A 23,352-nucleotide genomic window follows, 5' to 3' on the forward strand; every position below is an offset into this window, starting at 1 on the left:
CCGCTCACCCCTCTCCCCACAGGGGAGAGGGGGATTGTTCGGAGCGCATAGTTAAGCGGGGAGGCTATTTCTTCAGCCCCGCAAACGCCGCCCGAATCTCCTCCTCCGGCAGCTGGATGCCTATAAACACCATCACGCTGTGCGGCGCTTCATCGCCCCACGGTCGGTCCCAGTCGGCGCTGTACAGGCGCTGTACGCCCTGGAACAGCAGGCGGTTCGGCTCGCCGTCAATCCACAGCATGCCTTTGTAGCGCAGCAGCCTGTCGGCAAACGACAGCAGCAGGTTCTCCATTACGCGGGAGACCTCGCTGATATCCACCGGGTAATCCAGCTCCACAACAATCGACGCCACGTCGTTTTGCTTGTCGGACATAAAGTGGAAGCGCGGTTTTGCGGTGACGTTCTCTTCCAGCATAAAGCCGCTGGTGTTGAACAGCTGGGACAGGTCGATATCGCCGTGCGTCACCGTATAAATCGGCGCGCGGGAGTTGATGCGCGTCAAGCGCTCGCGAAGCTTAACGCTTTCGCCCGCCACGTCGGTTTTGGTCAGCAGGATGCGGTCTGCGTAGCCCACCTGAGACTGGGCGATGGTGAACTGGTTCATCTGATCGTCGGCGTGGACCGCATCGACCAGCGCGATGACGCCGTCCAGCAGGTAGCGCTGGCAAAGAATATCATGCGAGAAAAAGGTCTGAATAATCGGGCCGGGGTCGGCCATGCCGGTGCACTCAATCACCAGACGGTCAAAGTCGATGTCGCCGCGATCGCGGCTGTCGAGCAGGTCCAGCAGGGCATCTTCCAGCTCGTTAGAGCGGGTGCAGCAGATGCAGCCGTTGGTCAGGGTTTTGATCTGCGTGGCGCGATCGCCAATCAGCTGGTCGTCTACGGAGACTTCGCCAAATTCGTTTTCGATGACGGCGATTTTGAAGCCGTGCTGCTCGTTCAGGATGTGGCGCAGCAGGGTGGTTTTACCGGCGCCGAGGAAACCGGTCAGCAGGGTAACGGCAATCGGGGTCATGGTCTCTCCTTTAGCAGCAGCGGACGCCGCCTTCTCCACTTCCGCCGTAGCGCGCTTCCTGGCGCTCGCGGAAGAATTCGGTGTAGGTCATGTACGGCTTATCCGGATGGTTGGTCTTCATGTGCTCAACGTAGTTGTCATAGTCCGGGATGCCAATCAGCATTTTCGCCGCCTGACCGAGGTATTTTTTTGCTTCGCCTAAGTTACCAAACATAACGTGTCCTGATAAGAAAAAGCCCGGTGGCGTGCAGCGATCCGGGCCTACAGTACCGTTGTAGGGCGGGTCAGCGCAGCGCCACCCGCCATTGTTTTAGTGGTGTGAAGAGGTCTTCACGCCGCCTTCCGGTACCGGCACGTACGGGGTTTCTTTATCCGTGCGGCCATCGATGTTGCGCACTTTCATCCAGGTTTTGATGCCGTAGAAGATGATGCTGTACACCACCACCAGGAACAGAATGCTCAGACCCGCGTTGGTGTAGTTGTTCACCACGATATGGTTCATGTTGGCAATCTGCTGCGCGGTTAAATCCGCGCCGCCTGCGGCAATCTTCTCTTTGTACTGGTTAGCCATGAAGAAGAAGCCTTCCAGCTGCGGGTTGGTGCTGAACAGCTTCAGACCCAGCGCCCAGGTGGTGCAGAGCAGCAGCCACAGCGCAGGCACCACGGTAACCCAGATGTATTTGGTACGTTTCATCTTCACGAGGACTACGGTACCCAGCACCAGGGCCACGGCCGCCAGCATCTGGTTAGAGATACCGAACAGCGGCCACAGGCTCTTCACGCCGCCGAGTGGGTCAACCACGCCCTGATACAGCAGGTAACCCCACAGGCCTACGCAGCCCGCGGTGCCGAGTACGCCCGCCACCAGAGAGTCGGTTTTCTTCAGGAACGGCACGAAGTTACCCAGCAGATCCTGCAGCATGAAGCGGCCCGCACGGGTACCGGCGTCCAGCGCGGTGAGGATGAACAGCGCTTCGAACAGAATACCGAAGTGGTACCAGAAGCCCATGTCCGCCCACGGCAGCACTTTGTGGAACACGTGTGCGATACCTACCGCCAGCGTCGGTGCACCACCTGCGCGGTTCAGCACGGACGGTTCGCCGATGTCTTTCGCGGTCTGCATGATCTGCTCAGGCGAAATCACAAAGCCCCAGGAGCTGACGGTCGCCGCCGCGTGTGCGCTGGCCTCTTTCAGCTGGGCCATGATCAGCGCGGTATTTTCGCCGCCCATCTCATGCAGGTTAGGCATGGTGATGCCCAGACCCGCTGGTGGCGTGTTCATCGCGAAGTACAGGCCAGGCTCGATAATCGACGCCGCAACCAGCGCCATGATCGCCACGAAGGACTCCATCAGCATTGCGCCGTAACCGATGAAGCGCGCGTCGGTTTCATTGGCCATCAGCTTCGGCGTGGTGCCGGAGGAGATCAGCGCGTGGAAGCCAGACACGGCACCGCAGGCGATAGTGATAAACAGGAACGGGAACAGGGCGCCTTTCCACAGCGGGCCGGTGCCGTCAATGTACTGGGTCACCGCAGGCATTTTCAGCTCAGGGTTGATGATCACAATCCCGATTGCCAGCCCGACGATCACGCCGATTTTCAGGAAGGTCGCCAGGTAGTCACGCGGAGCCAGAATCAGCCACACCGGCAGCAGGGCGGAAACGAATGCGTAACCGATCAGCGCGAAGGTAATGGTGGTGTCCTTAAAGGTCAGCGCCGGGCCCCAGTACGGGTCGTGCGCAATCACGCCGCCGAAGTAGATGGAGGCGACCAGCAGCACAATACCGATCACCGACACCTCGCCAACGCGCCCAGGGCGCAGGAAGCGCATGTAGATGCCCATGAACAGCGCAATCGGTACGGTAGAGCAGACGGTAAAGACGCCCCACGGACTTTCGGCCAGCGCTTTCACCACGATCAGCGCCAGCACCGCGAGGATGATGATCATGATCAGGAAGCAGCCAAAGAGGGCGATGGTGCCCGGCACGCGGCCCATCTCTTCTTTGATCATCTCACCCAGCGACGAACCGTTACGGCGCGAGGAGATAAACAGCACCATAAAGTCCTGCACCGCCCCCGCCAGCACCACGCCCGCCAGCAGCCAGAGCGTACCCGGCAGGTAGCCCATCTGCGCGGCCAGTACCGGGCCGACCAGCGGACCAGCGCCTGCGATGGCGGCAAAGTGGTGACCAAACAGCACGTAGCGGTTGGTAGGCACGTAGTTCAGGCCGTCATTGTTAATGACCGCCGGGGTGGCACGCGTCGGGTCGAGCTTCATGACCTTCTGCGCGATGTATAAGCTGTAGTAGCGATAAGCCACAAGGTAGACGGAAACCGACGCGACCACGATCCACAGGGCGCTGACGTGTTCGCCCCGGCGTAATGCGACAACCGCCAGACAGAAAGCACCGAGGATCCCGAGTAAGGCCCAGGGCACGTGCTTCAGTAGTTTTTTAGTATCCATAGTAAGACCTGGTTTTTTATGTAAAGAAAAAAGGGTCAGGGTTCGTTGTGAGGAGGTATTGATTAATGCTGGAGCGATCGTGCCAGATCCCCGCGCGCGTAAAGGACGGTAAATGAATGAGTGGTTGAAAGTGCCGGGTGAGCGGTCAAAGGCGGCGACGAGCGGTTTCGGTGCGCCGCCAGAGGGCGAAATTATGTGATTGAGATCACTTGATTATTCGGGTTGCGCTCCACGGCCAGATAGCTCTCCAGCGTCCTGATGAGTTTCTCCTTCAGCCAGCTCGGTTCCAGGATCTGAATATGGGGGAGCCAGTAGAACAGCAGCGGCAGGATCTGGTTCTCGTGGGCCGCCTGGCAGCGCAGCGTAACGCCGTCCTGCTGCTCCTCCAGCAGCTCCTGTTCCGGCAGAAGATCCCGGCGCAGGAAGTAATGTGAAATATTATCTTTGATGAATATTTTCACCGCGAAAGTATCTTCGGACACCCAGGGATCGAGGCTTTTCTCCAGCAGCTCAAGAACATTTTCTTCGGGAGTGAAGGTCGTTTTCTGAATATCAAACCAGCTAATCTGGCTCAATGAGAAGGATTTCAGCCGGCTATTTTCGGTGGCTTGTAAATACCATATATTTTTTTTGTTAATGAGTTTATAGGGATTAATCAGGCGGGTTTTACCCTTATAAACGATCTGGCAAACATTATGGTTTTTAATCGATTTCTCGATTTTCGTTAAATGACGGCGAATATCGCGTTCTACCGTATGTTCCGCTTCATTGCCAAGAATAAGAATATGGTTTTCGTCTACGCGCGTTTCAAGCTTTTGCCAGAATTCCATATTTCTTTCAGGGAAAAAGCTGTCGGCATTCAGAAAGTTAGCCAGAGTGTGATGCAATCCTTGCCCACCCGGCGATTGTGCGGAATGAATCAGCCGATATAGACCGTTACCGGTATGTTCAACAATGGGCGAGAGGGCATTTAAATCCCGGTAGACGGTGCGTTCGGTAATTTTAAATTTCTCCATTAGCGCACCGCGGTTTACCACACCGTTTAAATGTAGCTCAAGGAGAATATCGACCAGACGTTCAGCCGAGCGGCTCCGCGTCGTTTTAGCCATAAGGTCATCCTGTATATATAGGTATGCGCTGAATGATGCGGGTGCACTGACAGGCGGCGTCAGTATTCAGGCACAGAAAATTTCTCTTATGGGTATATAACGGCGTGATTTAGCGGAAACCTTAGGAGTTTTTGCAGAAAGCGGCGCTGGTCGGAAAAAAGGCCAGCGCGAGGGGGGGTCACACGGCGACTTCCGTCTCCAGCATGACCGGGTGGAAGCGGCGCCTGAAGTAGATCAGGCCGTGGCCCGCGTCACTCAGAATGATGTTTTTAATTTCAACCAGATAAACCAGATGCGTGCCGATGGTTTGCACCTGGTTTATTTCGCCTTCTAGGCTGGCCAGCGCACCCTTGAGTACCGGCTGCGCCAGCGGCCCTTTCTGCCAGCAGGAGAGGGCAAAGCGCTCTTCCATCGTCATACCGGTCATCCCGGCGAAATGGCGCGCCATGATCTCCTGCTCGTGGTTCAGCACGTTAACGCACAGCCTGCCGTTGCCCTGGAATACCGGGTTCATGGCGCTGTTGGCGTTGATGCACACCATGACCGACGGCGGGGTGTCCGTGACCGAGCAGACGGCGGTGGCGGTGATGCCGCAGCGGCCCGCCTCGCCCTCGGTGGTGACCACGTTAACCGCCGCCGACAGGCTACTCATTGCGTCGCGAAAACGCAGGCGTTGTTCATCTGAATGCATTGCAACCTCCCGCTGCGCTATTTCAGCAGCTTGTCCAGCATGTTGATATCGCTGTTGTTGTGCAGGTGTGGCACCGTCCAGCCGTGTTGGTCGTATTCGGACATACAGCGGTCGACCATCGCCATCATCTTGTCCATATTGCCGGAGCTCTGCGCCTGGCGCAGACACTGCAGGCGAATTTCATCCTGACTGCCGGAGTAGTTAATTTCGTACAGCTCGTGACGGCCGCCAAACTCGCTGCCGATGGCGTCCCACATCAGCTTCAAAATCTTGATGCGTTCGACGTGGTCCATGCCGTTGGAGCCGCGCACGTATTTCGCCAGATACTGGTCGATCTGCGGGTTGTTCAGATCCCGGGCGCTGGACGGCAGGTAGATCAGCCCGGAAGTGACGTTACGCTCGATGATGTTCTTGATCTTGGCGTAGGCCATCGGGGCCATCACGCGGTAGGTCTGTAACGCCGCGTGGTCAGGAAGATACGCGCCGTTGACCCACGGGGTGGCTTCGGAACACATGGAGTCGCTCAGCGCCCAGAACATGTTGCGCCAGGCCACCACTTCGCCGAGATCCGCCTGCACGCCGCGGAACTCCAGGGTGCCGGTACACTCCAGGGATTTCTTCAGCAGGGCGGTGATGAAGTCGAGCTTCACCGCCAGACGCACGCAGGCCTGCAGCGGGTACATTCGCGCAAAGCCGCCTTCCATCGTCCAGCGGCGGCAGCGGTCGAAATCGCGGTAGATCAGCACGTTTTCCCACGGGATCAGCACGTGATCCATTACCAGAATGGCGTCGTTCTCGTCAAAGCGGCTGGAGAGCGGGTAGTCGTACGGGGAGCCGGTTGCGCCTGCCACCATCTCGTAGGAGGCGCGGGAGATCAGCTTCACGCCCTCCGCGTCCATCGGCGCGACGAACATCAGCGCGAAGTCCGGGTTTTCGCCCATCACCTGCGCGGAACCGAAGCCGATCATGTTGTAGTGGGTCAGGGCGGAGTTGGTTGCCACCACTTTCGCGCCGCTGACGATAATCCCGGCGTCGGTCTCTTTCTCCAGCTTGATGTAGACGTCTTTCACCTCGTCCGCCGGCTTGTGGCGGTCGATCGGCGGGTTGACGATGGCGTGGTTGAAGTACAGGCCGGTTTCCTGAATGCGGGTGTACCAGTTCCGGGCGTTCTGCTCGAACTGGCCGTAGAAGGCCGGGTTGGCGCCCAGCGCGCAGCCGAACGCGGCTTTGTAGTCCGGCGTGCGGCCCATCCAGCCGTAGCTCAGGCGCGACCACTCGGCGATGGCGTCGCGCTGCTGGCGCAGGTCGTCGGCGCTTTTCGCCACGCGGAAGAACTTGTGGGTATAGCCGCCGCTGCCGGTGTCGGTGCCCCAGCACAGCGTGTCCTGCATGTCCGGCTTGTGCAGCGCGTCGTACATCTGCGCGATGGAGGCCGCCGCATTGCGAAACGCCGGATGGGTGGTGACGTCTTTGACGCGCTCGCCGTAGATGTAAATCTCGCGTCCGTCCTGCAGGCTTTTTAAATACTCTTCACCGGTTAACGGGCGTTTGGCATCAGCGCGGAACTCTTCAGGCTTCATAGGGACCTCATATCGGAATTGTGTTGTTAAATTTATGTTTTGTTTTTGTTGTTTAATTGAAGCCTGAGAGGGGCGTAACGTGAAGGGACGATTGGGACAACGACGGGTACTTTTCGGGTGGGTTGTGGTTTTGTGATCTGTGCGGCTTTTCGGCGGGTGGCGCTGCGCTTACCCGCCCTACGAACCGTGATGCGTTCAGGAAACCGGTACTTTCTGGGCCCGGTATGCGCTCGGCGAGCACCCCACTAAGCGATTAAAAAAGCGGGCGAAATAGGCCGGATCTTTGAACCCCAGCAGCCAGGCAATTTCACTGACGGTGCTGTCGGAGAAGAGCAGCAGGCGCCTGGCCTCCCGCAGCTGGCGGTCGAAGATCAGCCGTTTTGGCGGGCGGTTGGCGAAGCGGCGACAGATATCGGTCAGGCGGGATTCGGTCAGGTGCAGCTCGCTGGCGTATTCTGGCACCGTCCAGTGCTGGTGGTAGTGGGTGTCGATCAGCTGGGTAAACCGCTGGAACAGCTTCAGCTCGCCGCGCATGCCGCCTGACGCGTGGTCGTCTAGCTTCGCGTTGCGCAGCAGCAGGGTAAACACCGCCTGGGCCAGCAGGACCAGCGTATGCTCGCGCCCGGGCAGCTGCTCCGTGGATTCCCGGGCAATCAGCTGCCAGTAGTGCTTTAGCGCCGCCAGCTCGTCCGGTCTGTCGGCAAGCGAAAGGCAGATCCCCGGCAGGCCAAACGCCTCCCGCGTGCCGGGGTAGAGCACCTCAAGCAGCGGCCAGATCAGATCCTCGCGCACCGTCAGCACGTGTCCGTCGCTGTCGGATTCGGTGATAAACGCGTGCGGCACCGACGGCGGCGTGAGGACGAACAGCGGGGCCTGCACCGAATAGCGGTGATCGTCGAGCTGGAGCTCAATCTGCCCGGTATCGAGAAAGTGCATCTGAAAATACTGGTCGTGACGATGCGCCTGCATGTCGCGGCCAAAAAAGGCCGCCATGCGGGCGAACGACTGGTAGTGCACATCGTCGGTGCCCAGACTTTCGTCGTACTCCTTGCTGATATCAATGTTGGCGATAGGGCTCTGGCACATGATCGTTCCTCTGTTGATCCCGCTGCGTCATCGGAATGCGCGTCAGCACCAGCGCGCCGACCACCAGCAGACCCGCCACGAACCACAGTCCCGAGCTGAAGCTGCCGGTCGCGTCGCGCAGGATCCCAATCAGCAATGGGCTAACGGCGGAGCCGACGTTGCCGATGGCGTTGATCACCGCCAGCGCCACCGCGCGGGACTGCAGGCTAATCACCCGATCCGGCGTGGTCCAGAATATCGCCATGGCGGTAAACGATCCGGTTGAGGCCATGATGATGCCAAGCAGCTGGATCAGGCTGTGATCGGTCGCGGAGGCCAGCATCCATCCCGCCGCGGCGAACAGGTACGGCAGGATGGTGTGCTTTTTTCGCTCTTTCAGCCTGTCGGAGCGGCGGCTCCACCAGATCATCCCGAGGATGGTGCAGAACTGCGGGATCGCCGCCAGCAGGCCGATGACGATGTTGCTGCTCCCCGTGTTAAAGCTTTGCAGGATTTGCGGGGTCCAGATGTTGATCGCGCTCAGCGTATTGGTCAGGCAGAAGTAGGCCAGCGTGTAGAGCAGCACCGCCGGGGTCAGCACCTCGCGCAGCGTCGAGCGCGGCGTGACGGATTGGGCAATGGCAACCTCCTGCTCGCGGGCGATCATCGTTTTGAGCGCCAGCTTTTCGTCCTCATCCAGCCAGGTGGCCTGATCCGGGGTGTCGTTGAGGTAAAACCAGGTCACCACGCCGAGCACCACCGATGGCAGACCCTCCAGCAGGAACAGCCACTGCCAGCCCTTGAGGTTCCACAGCCCGTCCATCGCCAGAATGTACCCGGAGAGGATTGAGCCGAGCATCATGGTGACCGGCATGGCAATCATAAACAGCGCGTTGGCGCGGGCGCGGTGATAGGCCGGGAACCACCAGGTGAGGTAGACCAGAATCCCCGGCAGGAAGCCCGCTTCGGCAATGCCCACCAGCATGCGCAGGACGTAGAGGGTTTCGGGGCTGGTGGCGAACATGGTGCAGGTGGAGGCAATACCCCACACTACCATGATCCCGGCGATCCAGCGGCGCGCGCCGATCTTCGCCAGCATGATGTTGCTCGGGATCCCGCACAGCACGTAGGTGACGTAAAAGAGCGTCGCGGCCAGGCCAAACATGGTTGAGGTGAGGCCCAGATCTTTGCCCATCGTCAGCCCGGCGAAGCCGATGTTGATGCGATCGAGAAACGAGAAAACAAACAGGATAAAGAGAAAGACGATCAGGCGTCGGAACAGCTTGTGAATGACGCGGTGTTCAACGTCTTTATTATCATGGGCTTGCAGGGTAGAGGTCGTCATGGTGCGCTCCAGATCTTACGTTTAGTAGACGGATTTATTGTTATTAACTGACGTAACCGGTTTTTCGATAAAGCGTGCCGCCAGCGCTTCCGCGCCGCGGGCGAGCAGGGTCGTGTCGACCCCGACGGCGACAAACCGCGCGCCGAGTTCAAGATAGCGTTTTGCCAGCTGCTCGTTCGCCATCAGGATGCCGGGGGCTTTACCCGCAGCGCGTATCTGTGCGATCGCCTGTTCAATGGCGGCCTGCACCTCCGGGTGCTGCGGATTGCCGGCAAAGCCCATGTCGGCGCTGAGATCCGCCGGGCCGATAAACACGCCGTCGACGCCTTCCACGTCCAGGATCTGCGGCAGGTTTTTCAGCGCCTCGCGGGTTTCGATCTGCACCAGCACGCACATGGCGTCGTTGGCCTGCTGCAGGTAATCCGGAATGCGGTTCCAGCGCGAGGCGCGCGCCAGGGCGCTGCCCACCCCGCGAATGCCCGCGGGCGGGTAGCGGGTGGCACGTACCGCCTGCCGCGCTTCGTCGGCGTTTTGCACCATCGGCACCAGCAGAGTTTGTGCGCCCACGTCCAGCAGCTGTTTGATCTGCACCGGGTCGTTCCACGCCGGGCGGACCACCGGCTGGCTGGGATAAGGGGCGATGGCCTGCAGCTGGGTCAGGACGGTCTGCACGCTGTTTGGCGCGTGCTCGCCGTCGATCAGCAGCCAGTCGAAGCCTGCCCCGGCCAGCAGCTCGGCGCTGTAGCTGCTGGTCAGCCCCAGCCATAGCCCAATTTGCGGACGGCCCGCCTGCAGCGCCGCTTTGAATGCGTTTTGCATGGTTATCTCCTAGACAAAGCGGCAGCTGATGGAGCCCATGTTGCCGTAGTCGACGTGGAAGGTGTCGCCTCTGCTGGCGGGCACCGGGCGGGTAAACGAGCCGCCGAGAACGATCTGGCCAGGCTCAAGCTGCACGTCGTACGGCGCAAGCTTGTTAGCCAGCCACGCCACGCCGTTGGCCGGGTGGTTAAGCACGCCTGCGGCGACGCCGGTCTCTTCGATCACGCCGTTGCGGTAGAGCAGGGCGGAGATCCAGCGCAGGTCGAGCTCGTCGGGCTTAATCGGACGGCCGCCGAGGATCACGCCCGCGTTGGCGGCGTTATCGGAGATGGTGTCGAACACCTTGCGCGGGCGCTGGGTGTCCGGGTCGACGTTGTGGCAGCGGGCGTCGATCAGCTCCAGCGCGGGGATCACGTAGTCCGTGGCGTTGTAGACGTCGAAGATCGTGCAGTTCGGGCCGCGCAGCGGTTTTGCCAGCACGAACGCCAGCTCCACTTCAATGCGCGGGACGATAAAGCGATCCACGGGAATGTCGCTGCCGTCGTGGAAGAACATGTCGTCCAGCAGCGCGCCGTAGTCCGGCTCGCTAATCTGCGAGCTGGCCTGCATCGCTTTGGACGTCAGGCCGATCTTGTGGCCCTTCAGCACGCGGCCTTCGGCGATCTTCAGGCTGACCCATTCGCGCTGGACGGCGTAGGCGTCGTCGATAGTGATCGTCGGGTAGTCGAGGGAGATCTGGCGGATCTGCTCCCGGGACTGCTCCGCCTGATGCAGACGATGGGCGATCAGGGTATGGGTGTGTTTATCGAGCATGGCGATATCCTGTTGTTGCCGGGTGGCGCTGCGCTTACCCGGCCTACGTTCGGGGCCGTTGTAGGCCCGGTAAGCGAAGCGCCACCGGGCAAGCAGACGGCTACTTAAACAACGCGTGCACGTTGTTTTGTTTGTAATTGAGCGTCGGATGTAGCTCGTCGAGCTCAAACGACAGCGCCAGGTAGCGGCTCGCCATCAGTTCCGCAAAGTGCGCTTTGATCAGCCCAAACAGCATCTCCCCCACGGCTTCCCGGCTCTCCAGACTGCGCCCCGCGCCAATCTTCAGCGTCATATGGACAAAGGCGTAATCATGCTTGCCGTCGGCCATCTGCCAGGTGTCCAGCCAGTGGGCGCGGCTGCGGATACCGCCGAGCGGGAAGATGCCCGTGGCGGCGAGCGCCTCGTTCACTTTGGCGAACAGCCCCGGCAGGTCGGCCTGCTCGCGGATGTTGTCGGTACATTCAGCAATAAAGTGCGGCATAGTGGCTCCTTATGCGGGCAGCGGGAAAACGGCGTTGACCTGGCCGGTGCCGGAGCTGGCGAACAGCTCGGTGAGAAACTCCACCTTGCCGTCGTATTTGTCCCAGCCGAGCATGCCCAGCAGCATCACCGTGTCGTGCATGTTGCCCTCGCCGTAGCAGTAGTCGGCGTACTCCGGCAGCATGCTGCAAAACTCCTTAAACTGGCCCTCGCGCCACAGCTTCACCACGCGCTCGTCCATCTGGCGGTCGAACTCACGGGTGTAGCTGTTCATCCCTTCTTCCGCGCGCTGGTCGTCGATAAAGCGGTGCGACAGCGAGCCGCTGGCGAGCACCGCCACGGTGCCGTCGTATTTTTCAATGGCGCTGACGATGGCCTCGCCCAGCCTGCGGCTGTCGGCGAAGTCGTGAACCGTGCAGAACGCCGAAATAGAGACCACTTTGAAGTGCTTATCCGCGTTCATGTAGCGCATCGGCACCAGCGTGCCGTACTCGAGCTTCAGGCTTGGAATGTTGTGCGCTTTGGCGCGCACGCCACGCTTCACCGCCTCGTCGGCAATCAGCTGGCCGAGTTCCGGGTTGCCGTCGTAGTCGTAAGTCATGTCGCGAATAAAGTGCGGCAGCTCGTTGCTGGTGTAGACGCCCGAAAAATGGTCCGCACAGTTGATGTGGTAGGCGCTGTTCACCAGCCAGTGGGTGTCGAAGACGATAATGGTATCGACGCCCAGCTCCCGGCAGCGCTTGCTGATCTCTTTGTGTCCGTCGATGGCGCCCTGGCGGCAGCCGTGGTTTTTGCCCGGCAGTTCGGAGAGATACATCGACGGCACGTGGGTGATTTTTGCCGCTAACGCTAATTTGCCCATTTTCAGATCCCCCACTTTGGAATCGGATGGTCGCCCATGGAGATGCAGACGTTCTTCATCTCCGCGAATACCTCGAAGCTGTACTCGCCGCCCTCGCGGCCGGTGCCGGAGGCCTTCACGCCGCCAAACGGCTGGCGCAGGTCGCGCACGTTCTGGGTGTTGACGAACACCATGCCCGCTTCAATGTTGCGCGCCAGGCGCAGCACTTTGCTGACGTCCTGGGTCCAGATGTATGACGCCAGGCCGTACTCCACGTCGTTGGCCAGGCGCAGCCCTTCCGCTTCGTCCTTGAACGGCAGCAGGCAGGCCACCGGCCCGAAGATCTCCTCCTGCGCCACGCGCATGCGGTTGTCGACGTCCGCCAGCACGGTCGGACGCAGGAAGTTGCCGCCCTTCAGGTGCGCAGGCAGATCGGTCGGTTTGTCCGGGCCGCCCGTCAGCAGGGTTGCGCCTTCCTCGATGCCGAGGCGGATATAGCCGGAGACTTTCTCCCAGTGCTGCTGGCTAATCAGCGCGCCAATCTGGGTGTTCGGATCGGTCGGGTCGCCCACGCGCAGGCGGCTGGCGCGCTCGGCAAAGCGCTTGACGAATTCCGGGTAGATGCTCTGCTGGATAAAGATGCGCGAGCCCGCGGTGCAGCGCTCGCCGTTGATGGAGAAGATGGTGAACAGGGCGGCGTCCAGCGCGCGCTCGATATCCGCGTCTTCAAAAATCAGTACCGGGGATTTGCCGCCCAGCTCCATGGAGTACTTCTTCAGCCCGGCGTTTTTCATGATGTTGCGCCCGGTGGCGGTGCCGCCGGTGAAGGAGACGGCGCGCACGTCGTGATGCCGCACCAGCGCATCGCCTGCCGTCGCGCCGTAGCCCTGCACCACGTTGAGCACGCCCGCCGGAATACCCGCCTCCAGGGCGAGCTCGCCCAGACGGTCGGCGGTGAGAGGGGAGAGCTCGGACATCTTCAGCACCGCGGTATTGCCTAAGGCCAGACAGGGCGCGACCTTCCAGGTGGCGGTCATAAACGGCACGTTCCACGGCGACACCAGCGCGCAGACGCCCACCGGCTGCACCAGGGTGTAGTTGAGCATCTTGTCGTCGACCGGGTAGGTCTTGCCGTTCATCTGCTGGCACACCTCGGCGAAGAATTCGAAGTTGTGCGAGGCGCGCGGAATGAGCACGTTTTTGGTCTGGTGGATCGGCAGGCCGGTGTCGGCGGTTTCCATGGCGGCGAGCTCCGGCACGTTCTGGTCGATCAGATCGCCCAGACGACGCATCAGGCGCGCGCGCTCCTTCATCGGCAGGTTGGCCCACTTCGGAAACGCCTCTTTGGCGGCGGCAACGGCCTGATGGATTTCGGCTTCGCCGCCGGAGGCCACTTCTGCCAGGACCTCGCCGGAGGCCGGGTTAGTGGTGTGGAAGTAGTCGCTGCCCGCGACGTTTTTACCGTTGATCCAATGGTTTATCTTTTTCATTTTGCCGTCTCCTCACTCACAATTCGGTTCACCAGGCGTCCCACGCCTTCCACTTCCACCACCACCTCATCGCCCGGCACCACGTCGGACAGCCCCTTCGGCGTGCCGGTGGCAATCATGTCGCCCGGCTGCAGGGTCATAAAGTCGCTCAGGTAGGCGATCAGGTACGGGATGCTGAAGATCAGATCCGCCGTGGTGCCTTCCTGGCGCAGCTCGCCGTTGACGAAGGTGCGCAGGGCGAGGTTGTGCGGGTCGGGAATGGCCTCTTTTGGCACGATGTTGGGGGAAATGGGGGTCAGCCCGTCGCGGCTTTTCACCCGCAGGTTCGGGCGGTAGTAGTTTTCCAGGTAGTCGCGGATGGCGTAGTCGTTGCAGACCGTGTAGCCCGTAACATAGTCCATCGCCTCGGCTTCGCTCACCTTGCGGGCGGTTTTGCCGATGACCACCACCAGCTCCGCTTCATAGTGCATGTACTCGACGTTGTTCGGGCGCACCGAGGTCTGGTTGTCGCCGTTGAAGGTGTTCGGCGCTTTGATAAAGACCAGCGGCTCGGTGGGCGGCTTGAAGTCCAGCTCGCTGGCGTGATCGGCATAGTTCAGGCCGAGGGCAAACAGCGTGGCGTGCGGCGGCGTGCTGTGCGCAATAGTGACGTCGCGCTCGTCCACCACCGGGTTTTCCAGCGGCGGAAACCCTTCTGCCAGAATACGCACGCGATCGCCCGGGCGGATCTCAACGCGGCTGTGCGGGGTACCGAGCAGGATCGCATCGCCGGGATTAAGGGTGGCGAACTCGCTCAGGGCGCTCAGCAGTTCGGCAGCGTTACGCTGCAGATCGGCGGTGTTCCAGTGGTCCGCTTCGCGGCCGTTGATCTCCGTGATGATGGTCAGGCTATCCACGTTATCAACGGCGACCGGTTCGCCGAGCGGGCAGAATCCGTCCCGGCATTTGGCCTTGATGGCCGGGCGGTAGAAGCTCTCTTCCGGCAGGCTCACCTCGTTGGCCAGCGCATATCCGGCGATGTACGCCGCGGCGTCCTCCACGCGCACCTTGCTGGCGGTTTTACCGACCACCAGCGCTACCGTGGCGCCGCTCAGCACCGTTTCCCCCTGCGGGTACGGAATGGGGTCGCCCGCGCGAATCACGGTGTTATGCGGTTTGATAAACCACACCGCCGTTTTCGGCGGCGTGTTGTAGGGGGCTTTTTCAAACGCCTCTCGCCAGGCTTCGCGCTGGCTCTGATGGTTGAGGGCGACGGCAAAGACGGTACCTTTCATTCACATACTCCTCAGGCCGGAGGTCCGGTTTGGATTTCATTAATATATTAATGATCTGGTTTTATGCTTTTGCTGATTATTTCGCAATCAGAAGTGAAAGATTTGTGATACGAATAACAATAAATTTACATGTTGGTGTTTATTGATATTAAAATCAGAGAGTTAATAAACTTAATGGGTTTCTGTTAGACTTTTTGACGGAAAACGTGTTGTTTATAAAAGCATCTTTTATGAATTGTTTACGTGTTAATGATGTGAAGGGGAGAGGCTATGCATGATTCATTAACCATCGCGCTGCTGCAGGCGCGGGAAGCGGCGATGTCCTACTTCCGACCGATTGTGAAGCGCCATAACCTGACCGAGCAGCAGTGGCGCATTGTGCGCGTGCTGGCTGAACATCCGTCGATGGATTTTCACGATCTGGCGTTTCGCACCTGTATTTTGCGCCCGAGCCTGACCGGCATTCTGACGCGAATGGAGCGCGACGGCCTGGTGCTGCGCTTAAAGCCGCTGAACGACCAGCGCAAGCTGTACGTCTCGCTGACCAAAGAGGGCAATGCGCTGTATGAGCACGCCCAGGCGCAGGTGGAGGAGGCGTATCAGCAGATTGAGGCGGAATTTACGCCGGAGAAGATGAAACAGCTGACGGCGCTGCTGGAAGAGTTTATTGAACTCGGAAACCGACATAACGCAGCGCGGGAAGAAGAGTAAAAACCACAAATTTCAGGATGAATTTCGTAAAGTTTTCCCTTTCCAGGCCGAAAATTCTGTATCTGTCTGAGGAAAGAGAAAACATGTTAAACCGTATCAAGATTGTCACCAGCTTAATGCTGGTTTTAGCGATATTTGGCCTTTTACAACTCACATCCGGTGGTCTTTTCTTTAATGCTCTGAAGAATGACAAAGAGAATTTCACCGTCCTGCAAACCATTCGCCAGCAACAGTCCACGCTGAACGGCAGCTGGGTAGCGTTGCTGCAAACCCGTAATACCCTGAACCGCGCGGGTATCCGCTACATGATGGATCAGAGCAATATCGGCAGCGGCGCGACCGTGAACGATTTGATGCAAATCGCGTCTGCGTCTCTGAAACAGGCGGAAAAAAACTGGGCTGCCTACGAAGCCCTGCCGCGCGATCCGCGTCAAAGCGATGCGGATGCCATGGAGATCAAGCGTAACTATGATATTTACCACGGCGCGCTGGCGGAGCTGATCCAGCTGCTGGGCGCGGGCAAAATCAACGCCTTCTTCGACCAGCCGACCCAGAGTTACCAGGACGGTTTTGAGAAGCAGTACGTGAGCTACCTGCAGCAGAACGACAAGCTGTACCAGATGGCGGTCGAAGACAGCAACAGCTCCTACAGCCAGGCTATCTGGGTGCTGATCAGCGTCCTGATTGCCGTGCTGGTGGTGATCGTGGCCGTCTGGCTGAACATCAAGCAGACGCTGATCTCCCCGCTGAATCGTCTGATCGACAACATTCGCCATATCGCCAGCGGCGACCTGGTGAAGCGCATTGAGGTTCAGGGCACCAACGAGATGGGTGAACTGGCCGACTCGCTGCGTCATATGCAGGGCGAACTGGTGCGTACCGTTGGCGACGTGCGTAACGGCGCGAATGCGATCTACAGCGGCGCGAGTGAAATCGCGATGGGCAACAACGACCTCTCCTCCCGTACTGAACAGCAGGCCGCTTCCCTGGAAGAGACCGCTGCCAGCATGGAGCAGCTGACGGCGACTGTTAAGCAGAACGCCGAGAACGCCCGTCAGGCGAGCCATCTTGCGCTGAGCGCCTCTGAAACCGCGCAGAAAGGCGGCAAAGTGGTGGACAACGTGGTGCAGACCATGCGCGATATCGCGGGCAGTTCGCAGAAAATCGCCGACATTATCAGCGTGATCGACGGTATTGCTTTCCAGACCAACATCCTGGCACTGAACGCGGCGGTAGAAGCGGCGCGTGCGGGCGAGCAGGGCCGTGGTTTTGCGGTGGTGGCAGGTGAAGTGCGTAACCTGGCCCAGCGCAGCGCCCAGGCGGCACGCGAGATCAAGAGCCTGATCGAAGACTCCGTGGGTCGCGTGGAAGTGGGTTCAACGCTGGTCGAAAGCGCCGGTGAAACCATGGGTGAGATCGTGAATGCGGTCACCCGCGTCACGGACATCATGGGTGAAATCGCCTCTGCGTCTGACGAGCAGAGCCGCGGTATCGACCAGGTCGGCCTGGCGGTGGCAGAGATGGATCGCGTGACCCAGCAGAACGCCTCGCTGGTGGAAGAGTCTGCCGCAGCGGCAGCCGCACTGGAAGAACAGGCAAGCCGTCTGACCCAGGCCGTGGCGGTGTTCCGCATTCAGCAGGAGCAGATGAAAGCGCGTGAGTTCGCTTCTGCGAAAACCGTTGCAGCACCGGCGATGGCGCGTAAAACGGTTACCGCTGATGCTGGTGATAACTGGGAAACGTTCTAACCCGTATGTTGTGCCGGGTGGCGGCTGCGCCTTACCCGGCCTACGGTTCAGGGTTTTGTAGGCCCGGTAAGCGCAGCGCCACCGGGCGATATTACAGAGGCAGGTGCATGGCGCAGCGCGTTTGATACGCGAAACCGTGCGCTGTCTCTTCTTCCCTTTTCCGACGCAGTTCAGGCGTCAGCGTCGTCATTTTTTCAAACCCCAGCCGCGCATAGAATGGTGCATTCCACGGGACGTTCCTGAACGTCGTCAACGTCAGCGCTGTCATCCCCCTGTTACGGGCATGGTCTGCCACGCAGGCGATGAGCTGCCTGCCGATCCCTTTTCCCTGCCAGTCCAGATCAACCGAGAGTTCGACAATAAACAGTGAAGACGGATGGGCTTCGGCAAGGATAAACCCGACGGGCTGGTCGTTTGCCAGCGCCAGCCAGCTTAACCCGCGTTCGACATAGTCGAGGTGTTGCTCAGCGGAAATGACCTCGCCATCGGCAAGCCAGGCGAGTGCCGGGAAGTCACGGAAGCGCCCGGCCGCCGCGCGTTCAATGGCGGGCAGGGCGGCAATGTCGTTGAGGGTGGTGGGGCGAATGCGAAGAGTCATGGCGGCAAGTATAGCCTGACCCGTCGACATTATTCCGAGCAGATCAGCACCGGCGAATAGAAATTGCTGATCACCAGCGCGTCTTCCGGCGTGCGCTCGATCGTCAGAAGCCTTTTATTGCCCAGCGTCAGGCCGGCAACGTATTTTTCAAAGACCCCGGGCGGCATAGCATCATGGCTAAAACGCTCCACTTTTTGAATAGCGATCTCATACAGTTCGCCCTCCACGTGACGCCATTTAAACATCTCCTGCCGAGAAACCTCCCAGCTGCGTGGGGCATTCACCACGCTGCCGTTAACCGTGATGTACCCGGTTTTGTCGGGATGAAAACGCATAATGATCTCACCGTCAAAGGTGAAATCGTGGTTGTCGCGCCGGTCGGAAAAGGTCAGGTTTCCGTCGCAGGCCACCGACAGCGGGGGCGTGTGAAAGTACCACGCCAGCACGGTGCCCAGCAGCAGCAGGTTGAGGATCAGGATTAGCCAAACTTTTTTGTGTCTCATCATCACCACTCGTAATAGTAAAGCGTACGACAGGCGCTGGCTTTACCCTGCGTGAGGGAACATTGGGAGAGCACCAGCCGCCCTTCGTGGCCGTAGAAAAGTGTTCTCTGAATGTGCATGTAGAAAATTGAATTTTTCAGGCACGGAAGATGGCCGTCCTTCTGAAGCGTTTGCGCCAGCGTTATTGCCTTCCCGTGAAATACGTCCGCCAGCGGCGTAAAGGTGTAGACCGGGCAGGTGCCGATATGCGTCAGCAGATGGATCTCCCTTTGTGAATTTTCTGGCTTGATCAGCGCGATCCAGAGGCATAGCGCAACGACGACCAGCGTGAGCGCGCCGCAGAACAGCCATTCCGGGCGAACGCGCCATGCAGGTTTCGCCGTTTCGGCGGTCGGTGGAGCCTCCTCCAGCGGAGTGACCGTAACGTCCGCGCTGAGCATAAAGCCCGTTTTCGGTACGGTAACGATAAGCAGCGCGTCGGGAAGCAGGGCCGCCAGCATCTTGCGCAAAATGCTGATGTACTGGTTTAAGGAGTTGTTAGATCCCTGAAGCCCTCGCCGATCCCAGACTTCCTGGAGAAAGGTTTCCCGTTCAACCACGTTCCCATGATGCTGTACCAGCAGCTTCATGATGGTATTGGCCGTACAGGTGAGGAGCTGCGCATCCTCATCCGGCGCATTGATAAGAGAAACAGAACCGTCCTCGTCGTTATAGACGATGGCGTCAGCAAGCAGGTATTTCATAAGTTGTTGTAATAAAAACAGAGATAAAAAATAAAAAGAGAAGGTCTACGCCTTCCGGGCTGCATTGCTGGCTATTTTAACGCCACTGTTACCGATAACATTGATCCAGACAGGTTTTTGGGTGATTTAATAAGTCAGCGTGATAATCACGTCATCAATAAATTCCCCGGTACCGGTTAGCGGCTGTGCCGGGACCTCGCCGTAAACGGTGTAGTTCTGGGTGCCGCCAGCGGGATTGGTGACCTGCAGCGCATCGCCGCTGCTTTGATCTCCCCAGCGTTGCGTGGCCGCCTCATCCTGCCAGAGCCCGTAGCGCAGGCACTGGCCCTCGCTGTTGCAGAGCTGCCGCTGATTACCGCTGGCATGGTTGCCTTTGCCCATGGCAAGGGTGAATGCGGTTCCAGCCGGGCAGCGCGTGGTCAGGGTGGCGGTGGAACGCGTCGGACGCAGGGTCGCGGTGCTGGTCAGGGTGCCGAAGTTAAGGGGCGTCACGCGCTCGATGTAGCATCCCTGGCTGATTTCGGCCTGCGCGCTGGTGCCGCCCTGCACTTGCTCTCCCTCTGCGGAACCGTCCGAGCAGTTTTGCAGGGCATCCTGACGCAGGGCGCTGTGCCAGGCGATGCGCAGATTCATGTTGTAGTTGTAATAGTGGTAGGCCGGAAGCTGGCTTTGCCCGGCCGGAATGGTAGCGATAAGCGGAAAGGTACCGCTGACGTTGGCATTGCTTTGCGCGGCCAGAGTCTGCTGAATCAGGTTCCCGCTGCTGGCAGGCCCCAACTCCTGAGAGCGTGCTGCGCCGTTCAGCAGGCGGAAGAGGAGGGTGTACTGTTTTCCCTCCTGGTCCCCCGGCGAGATCATCTCAAAGGGCGGGGCGTCTACGCTGCTCAGGCAGACGTTGAGATATTCCGTCCTGCCCTCGTTGTCGGCCTGGCAGCTAAACTTGACCTCGGTGTTGACGGAGGTGGTATTGCCCGCCACGACGTTGCCAAAGTTAATGGCGGGCATGGAGGTTATCCAGCAGGCTGCTGCCATCGCCTTTACGGACAGGACGAGCAGCAATAATAACGGCGCTCTTAATGACACAGTTGTTCTCCCATATTCTGTATAGATGACGCGGTACGGGGCGCCGGAAGCGCGACCCGGCACTCTCCCTCACCGGTCTTCACCACCAGTTCACCCGGCAGGGGCGGATCTTCAAGCCAGATAAAGCCATCGCGGCCCACGATGGTGGCACCCTGCGGCGTTGACACGACGCTGCCCAGCGGGAGCGGCCTGCGGCGGCTGTCGACCAGCCGGGCCTGAACCGTGACGGCGTGATGGACGTTAAAATCGACTTTGACCGCGCTGTTGTTGCCCGGCCTGGCATGCATGTCGGTGACGGGGGCGATCACATCGGCAGGCAGATCGAGCGGGTTAATGCTGACTTTGCTGTTGTGGTAGCGCGGCAGGTCGGTTAGCAGAAGATAACCGTCCTCATCCGTTTCACCGGCCGGGCGGTTTTCCAGCATCACCGGTACGTGCCCAATGCCGTGCGTGGAGACCAGCGCCATGCCCTGCTGGATGTAGCGCAGCGCGTGCAGGCTGCCGTCCAGCAGCGTCAGGCTCCCTTCGGCTGAGGCGTACTGGTTGCGCTGGCTGGCACCTTGCTGCAGCCCAACGTGCCATTCGCCCGCGCGGCCCAGATAGCCTGCGTCTGCATATCTTTCACGTCGTTCGCCAAAGCCCTGGCCCAGCTCCCATGACCAGCCGCCGGCCTCATCGTCCGGCTGGTGGCGGTAATCCATGCGTGGTTTATCCCGGCTGGCCTGAACGGAGAGCGTGTCCTCGCGACCCAATGGGACGGAAAGCAGTAGCTGAACCTGACTCGACGCATCCGTAAACGAGCGGGTATAGCTCAGCGTGGTGGAGATGTGTGCCGGTAGCGACACCGACCAGGAGGCATTGAGGTAGCGCTGCGTGCTGCCCTGAATGTTCTGCTGTACCCAGCCCGCGCCCACGGTGCCGAAGTGGGGGACGGACTGGCTTACCCAAACGCTGTCGCTGCGTCTGACGGGGGCGGCACCGCTCATGCGGGCGTTGTCGGCGAAATCCGCCTCGGTGCGGACGGTGCTGGCAGAAATGCCCGTTCCTCTGCCGTTCCACTGCCAGCCGAGGCCCCACTGAACGCCCTGACCGTAAGGGCTGTCGCTCACGGCAACGTGCTGGCTAACCACCCCTACGGCGGGAGAGACCAGCCAGTCTGCGCCCGTGCCCACGTTGTGCAGCCTGCGCTGCTGCTCCGTATGCAGCGCCAGCGTCAGGTGATTATTCACCCCATAGCGCCAGCCCGCGTCCAGCAGCGGCGAGGCGGCATAGTCGTCGGAGTGCAGGGCGTAGTTTTCCCGCATCCAGCCGATGTCCAGCGAACCGCTGCTGAGCCCTTCCGCCAGCATGCCCGGCGCGCCGTAGAGATCGAGCTGTACGGTGCGACGCTGGCCGTTGATATCGGTAATCACCACCTCCGCCTGCCCGCTTCCGGTGAAGGAGGGCAGGGTATCCAGCAGAAAGTCACCCGGCGTGACGCGCTGGCTGCTCTGCTTAAGGCCGTCGATATACAAATCGACCGTGGAAGGCAGTACGGCCGTGTCGCTGTAGCGGCTGCGCGGTTCAGTATTGAGTTGCGGATTGAGCTCAAAATTACGTGCCCAGTGCAGCCCGCCAAAGCGCACCTGTCGGCTCCAGCGGGTGCCGGTGGTGATGCTGTCTCCCAGCGCCAGCGTGGTCAGCGAGTCGGTGTTGTCCCACTGCCAGCGGGTTTCGAGACGCGTGTGGGTCGGTCGACCAGCGCTGTTTTCTTCCCCGGCATGGCTTGAGAAACTGCTGCTGAACGTTCCGGGTAATCCTCCGGATGCGGTCAGCATGGTCTGGGCGTTGAGCTGGCGCTTCCCTTGCGCATCGCTGGCGTAGAGCGCGTATCCGAGCGTATAGGCGCTGACGGGTTGCGCATCAGGGTAGCGATACATCGGCGCGGGCTTTGAGGCGGTGAGATGCTGCTGGCCCTCGAGCGCCTCTGCCTCAGCGGTAATCGACACCTGCTGGGACAGCACGTCGAGATTAACCTTCAGGCCCGGCAGGGACGTCAGCTCAACCCATTCGGCGCGATCGTCCGGGGCGTGAAGCCCCAGCTTTTTCATGTCGCTGCGGCTTATCCATAACGCATTATCCACCACCCGGCAGGCCCAGAGCTCGCCTCGCGGGGCGTGGTTCACGGTAATGGCCAGCCATTGTACGGTGTCGGCGGGTTCAGTCCGGGCTGACAGCATGAGCGGTAGCCAAAACAGGAGCGCGAGAAGCGAGCGGGCGCAGGGGTATCTGGCTGGCATGGTGGTCATCATTGAGATAGACGCGCAGCGTGCTGAGCGCGTGACGTGAAGCGTGTTTAAGCGGCAAAAGGGCGGTTTGTCCCGGGAGCACATAGCCCGCCAGGCCTTTAATCGACCCTACAACCTGCCCATCGGCCGTCAGGGCCTCAAGGTGGCTGAGACGGATGTGGCGGTTTCCGGCATTAAAGCAGCGAAGGGTGACCGGTATTTCAGACTGCTCACAGCTCAGGGCATCGTGGCTGACGGGCGCGCTCTGGTTCCCGGCAATAAACACCGGAATCGAGTAGCGCAGCAGGAAGTGCACCGCGGTGGGATTGGCGGCACGGGACGTGGCGTCCGGCAGCTCGTCGATAACCAGCCGGTAACTTTGCTCCTGTGCACGGATGCCGGGCTGCATGACGATAATACGCACCAGCTGCTGCTGGCCCGGCGCCAGTGATGTCATCGCCGGGCTGCTGACCACCTCCCCGGTGGCCACCAGAACATCTTTACCGTTTTTTTGCGTCCATTCGTACACCCGAATCTGCGCATGGATGGCCGCTTTCCCACTGTTAGTGAGATAGATAGCCGCTGCCCGCTGGTCGCTCTGCAGATCGAGCGTTACCGGGGCCACCTGAAGCGTGGCGGCCAGCGCGTAGCGTGACAGCAGCGCCAGCATCATGAGCCACAGAATGAAGCAGGAAAGATAGCGACGCACG

The 23,352-nt window shown here is 59.9% G+C and carries 22 protein-coding genes; 2 read left to right on the top strand and 20 right to left on the bottom strand.

Features of this window, described 5'->3' with window-relative positions; all coding sequences use genetic code 11:
* Positions 1-64: 64 nt before the first annotated feature.
* From yjiA to hpaG, 14 genes are all read right to left on the bottom strand, one after another.
* Positions 65-1,018 carry a GTPase gene (yjiA, locus tag FHC52_RS01690; RefSeq protein ID WP_063617503.1) on the bottom strand — a complete coding sequence of 318 codons (954 nt, stop codon included), beginning with the start codon at positions 1,016-1,018 and terminating at the stop codon, positions 65-67.
* Positions 1,019-1,028: 10 nt separating this feature from the next.
* Positions 1,029-1,232, bottom strand: a complete 204-nt coding sequence (locus FHC52_RS01695; RefSeq protein ID WP_003856610.1) for a YbdD/YjiX family protein — start codon at positions 1,230-1,232, stop codon at positions 1,029-1,031.
* A gap of 96 nt (positions 1,233-1,328) precedes the next feature.
* On the bottom strand, positions 1,329-3,482 hold the full coding sequence (locus tag FHC52_RS01700; RefSeq protein ID WP_008501310.1) for a carbon starvation CstA family protein: 2,154 nt from the start codon (positions 3,480-3,482) through the stop codon (positions 1,329-1,331).
* Positions 3,483-3,673: 191 nt separating this feature from the next.
* The gene (locus FHC52_RS01705) at positions 3,674-4,591 is read right to left on the bottom strand and encodes a YafY family protein (protein WP_008501309.1); all 918 of its coding nucleotides are present in this window, start codon (positions 4,589-4,591) and stop codon (positions 3,674-3,676) included.
* Positions 4,592-4,769: 178 nt separating this feature from the next.
* The gene (locus FHC52_RS01710; RefSeq protein WP_126287588.1) at positions 4,770-5,282 is read right to left on the bottom strand and encodes a 4-hydroxyphenylacetate 3-monooxygenase reductase subunit; all 513 of its coding nucleotides are present in this window, start codon (positions 5,280-5,282) and stop codon (positions 4,770-4,772) included.
* Positions 5,283-5,299: 17 nt separating this feature from the next.
* Complete coding sequence (gene hpaB / locus FHC52_RS01715) at positions 5,300-6,862, bottom strand: 4-hydroxyphenylacetate 3-monooxygenase, oxygenase component (protein ID WP_008501307.1); 1,563 nt, start codon at positions 6,860-6,862, stop codon at positions 5,300-5,302.
* A 195-nt stretch (positions 6,863-7,057) separates the two neighbouring features.
* Positions 7,058-7,948, bottom strand: coding sequence for a 4-hydroxyphenylacetate catabolism regulatory protein HpaA (gene hpaA / locus FHC52_RS01720; protein WP_126287589.1), 891 nt, complete (start codon positions 7,946-7,948; stop codon positions 7,058-7,060).
* Positions 7,920-9,272 (bottom strand): 4-hydroxyphenylacetate permease, encoded by a 1,353-nt coding sequence (gene hpaX, locus FHC52_RS01725; RefSeq protein WP_063616344.1) that lies wholly within the window; start codon positions 9,270-9,272, stop codon positions 7,920-7,922. Before hpaX ends, hpaA begins: the two co-directional genes overlap by 29 nt.
* A gap of 21 nt (positions 9,273-9,293) precedes the next feature.
* The gene (hpaI, locus tag FHC52_RS01730; RefSeq protein WP_220419880.1) at positions 9,294-10,091 is read right to left on the bottom strand and encodes a 4-hydroxy-2-oxoheptanedioate aldolase; all 798 of its coding nucleotides are present in this window, start codon (positions 10,089-10,091) and stop codon (positions 9,294-9,296) included.
* Positions 10,092-10,100: 9 nt separating this feature from the next.
* Positions 10,101-10,904, bottom strand: coding sequence for a 2-oxo-hept-4-ene-1,7-dioate hydratase (hpaH, locus tag FHC52_RS01735; protein ID WP_021240607.1), 804 nt, complete (start codon positions 10,902-10,904; stop codon positions 10,101-10,103).
* A gap of 100 nt (positions 10,905-11,004) precedes the next feature.
* Positions 11,005-11,385, bottom strand: a complete 381-nt coding sequence (locus FHC52_RS01740) for a 5-carboxymethyl-2-hydroxymuconate Delta-isomerase (protein ID WP_032655006.1) — start codon at positions 11,383-11,385, stop codon at positions 11,005-11,007.
* Between the two features lie 9 nt (positions 11,386-11,394).
* The gene (hpaD, locus tag FHC52_RS01745; RefSeq protein ID WP_008502109.1) at positions 11,395-12,246 is read right to left on the bottom strand and encodes a 3,4-dihydroxyphenylacetate 2,3-dioxygenase; all 852 of its coding nucleotides are present in this window, start codon (positions 12,244-12,246) and stop codon (positions 11,395-11,397) included.
* A 2-nt stretch (positions 12,247-12,248) separates the two neighbouring features.
* Complete coding sequence (hpaE, locus tag FHC52_RS01750) at positions 12,249-13,715, bottom strand: 5-carboxymethyl-2-hydroxymuconate semialdehyde dehydrogenase (protein WP_032655003.1); 1,467 nt, start codon at positions 13,713-13,715, stop codon at positions 12,249-12,251.
* On the bottom strand, positions 13,712-14,989 hold the full coding sequence (gene hpaG / locus FHC52_RS01755) for a 4-hydroxyphenylacetate degradation bifunctional isomerase/decarboxylase (protein WP_032655000.1): 1,278 nt from the start codon (positions 14,987-14,989) through the stop codon (positions 13,712-13,714). Before hpaG ends, hpaE begins: the two co-directional genes overlap by 4 nt.
* Positions 14,990-15,259: 270 nt before the next feature.
* Here hpaG and hpaR point away from each other — a divergent pair, with 270 nt between their 5' ends.
* The gene (gene hpaR, locus FHC52_RS01760) at positions 15,260-15,700 is read left to right on the top strand and encodes a homoprotocatechuate degradation operon regulator HpaR (RefSeq protein ID WP_032654998.1); all 441 of its coding nucleotides are present in this window, start codon (positions 15,260-15,262) and stop codon (positions 15,698-15,700) included.
* An 83-nt stretch (positions 15,701-15,783) separates the two neighbouring features.
* Complete coding sequence (tsr, locus tag FHC52_RS01765) at positions 15,784-17,448, top strand: methyl-accepting chemotaxis protein (protein ID WP_032654994.1); 1,665 nt, start codon at positions 15,784-15,786, stop codon at positions 17,446-17,448.
* 91 nt (positions 17,449-17,539) lie between these two features.
* Here the strand turns inward: tsr and FHC52_RS01770 are convergent, their stop codons facing one another.
* From FHC52_RS01770 to FHC52_RS01795, 6 genes are all read right to left on the bottom strand, one after another.
* Positions 17,540-18,046 carry a GNAT family N-acetyltransferase gene (locus FHC52_RS01770; RefSeq protein ID WP_095429103.1) on the bottom strand — a complete coding sequence of 169 codons (507 nt, stop codon included), beginning with the start codon at positions 18,044-18,046 and terminating at the stop codon, positions 17,540-17,542.
* 29 nt (positions 18,047-18,075) lie between these two features.
* The gene (locus FHC52_RS01775; protein ID WP_032635519.1) at positions 18,076-18,549 is read right to left on the bottom strand and encodes a hypothetical protein; all 474 of its coding nucleotides are present in this window, start codon (positions 18,547-18,549) and stop codon (positions 18,076-18,078) included.
* 2 nt (positions 18,550-18,551) lie between these two features.
* Complete coding sequence (locus FHC52_RS01780; RefSeq protein WP_039023930.1) at positions 18,552-19,292, bottom strand: winged helix-turn-helix domain-containing protein; 741 nt, start codon at positions 19,290-19,292, stop codon at positions 18,552-18,554.
* Positions 19,293-19,418: 126 nt separating this feature from the next.
* Positions 19,419-20,375, bottom strand: coding sequence for a spore coat protein U domain-containing protein (locus tag FHC52_RS01785; RefSeq protein WP_023326652.1), 957 nt, complete (start codon positions 20,373-20,375; stop codon positions 19,419-19,421).
* The gene (locus FHC52_RS01790) at positions 20,366-22,654 is read right to left on the bottom strand and encodes a fimbria/pilus outer membrane usher protein (protein ID WP_241236499.1); all 2,289 of its coding nucleotides are present in this window, start codon (positions 22,652-22,654) and stop codon (positions 20,366-20,368) included. The genes FHC52_RS01785 and FHC52_RS01790 overlap by 10 nt, the downstream gene beginning before the upstream one ends.
* Positions 22,575-23,351 (bottom strand): molecular chaperone, encoded by a 777-nt coding sequence (locus tag FHC52_RS01795; protein ID WP_021240599.1) that lies wholly within the window; start codon positions 23,349-23,351, stop codon positions 22,575-22,577. The genes FHC52_RS01790 and FHC52_RS01795 overlap by 80 nt, the downstream gene beginning before the upstream one ends.
* Between the last annotated feature and the right edge of the window lies 1 nt (position 23,352).

This window comes from Enterobacter sp. EC_64 (assembly GCF_019584165.1).
Classification (GTDB): Bacteria; Pseudomonadota; Gammaproteobacteria; order Enterobacterales; family Enterobacteriaceae; genus Enterobacter; species Enterobacter roggenkampii.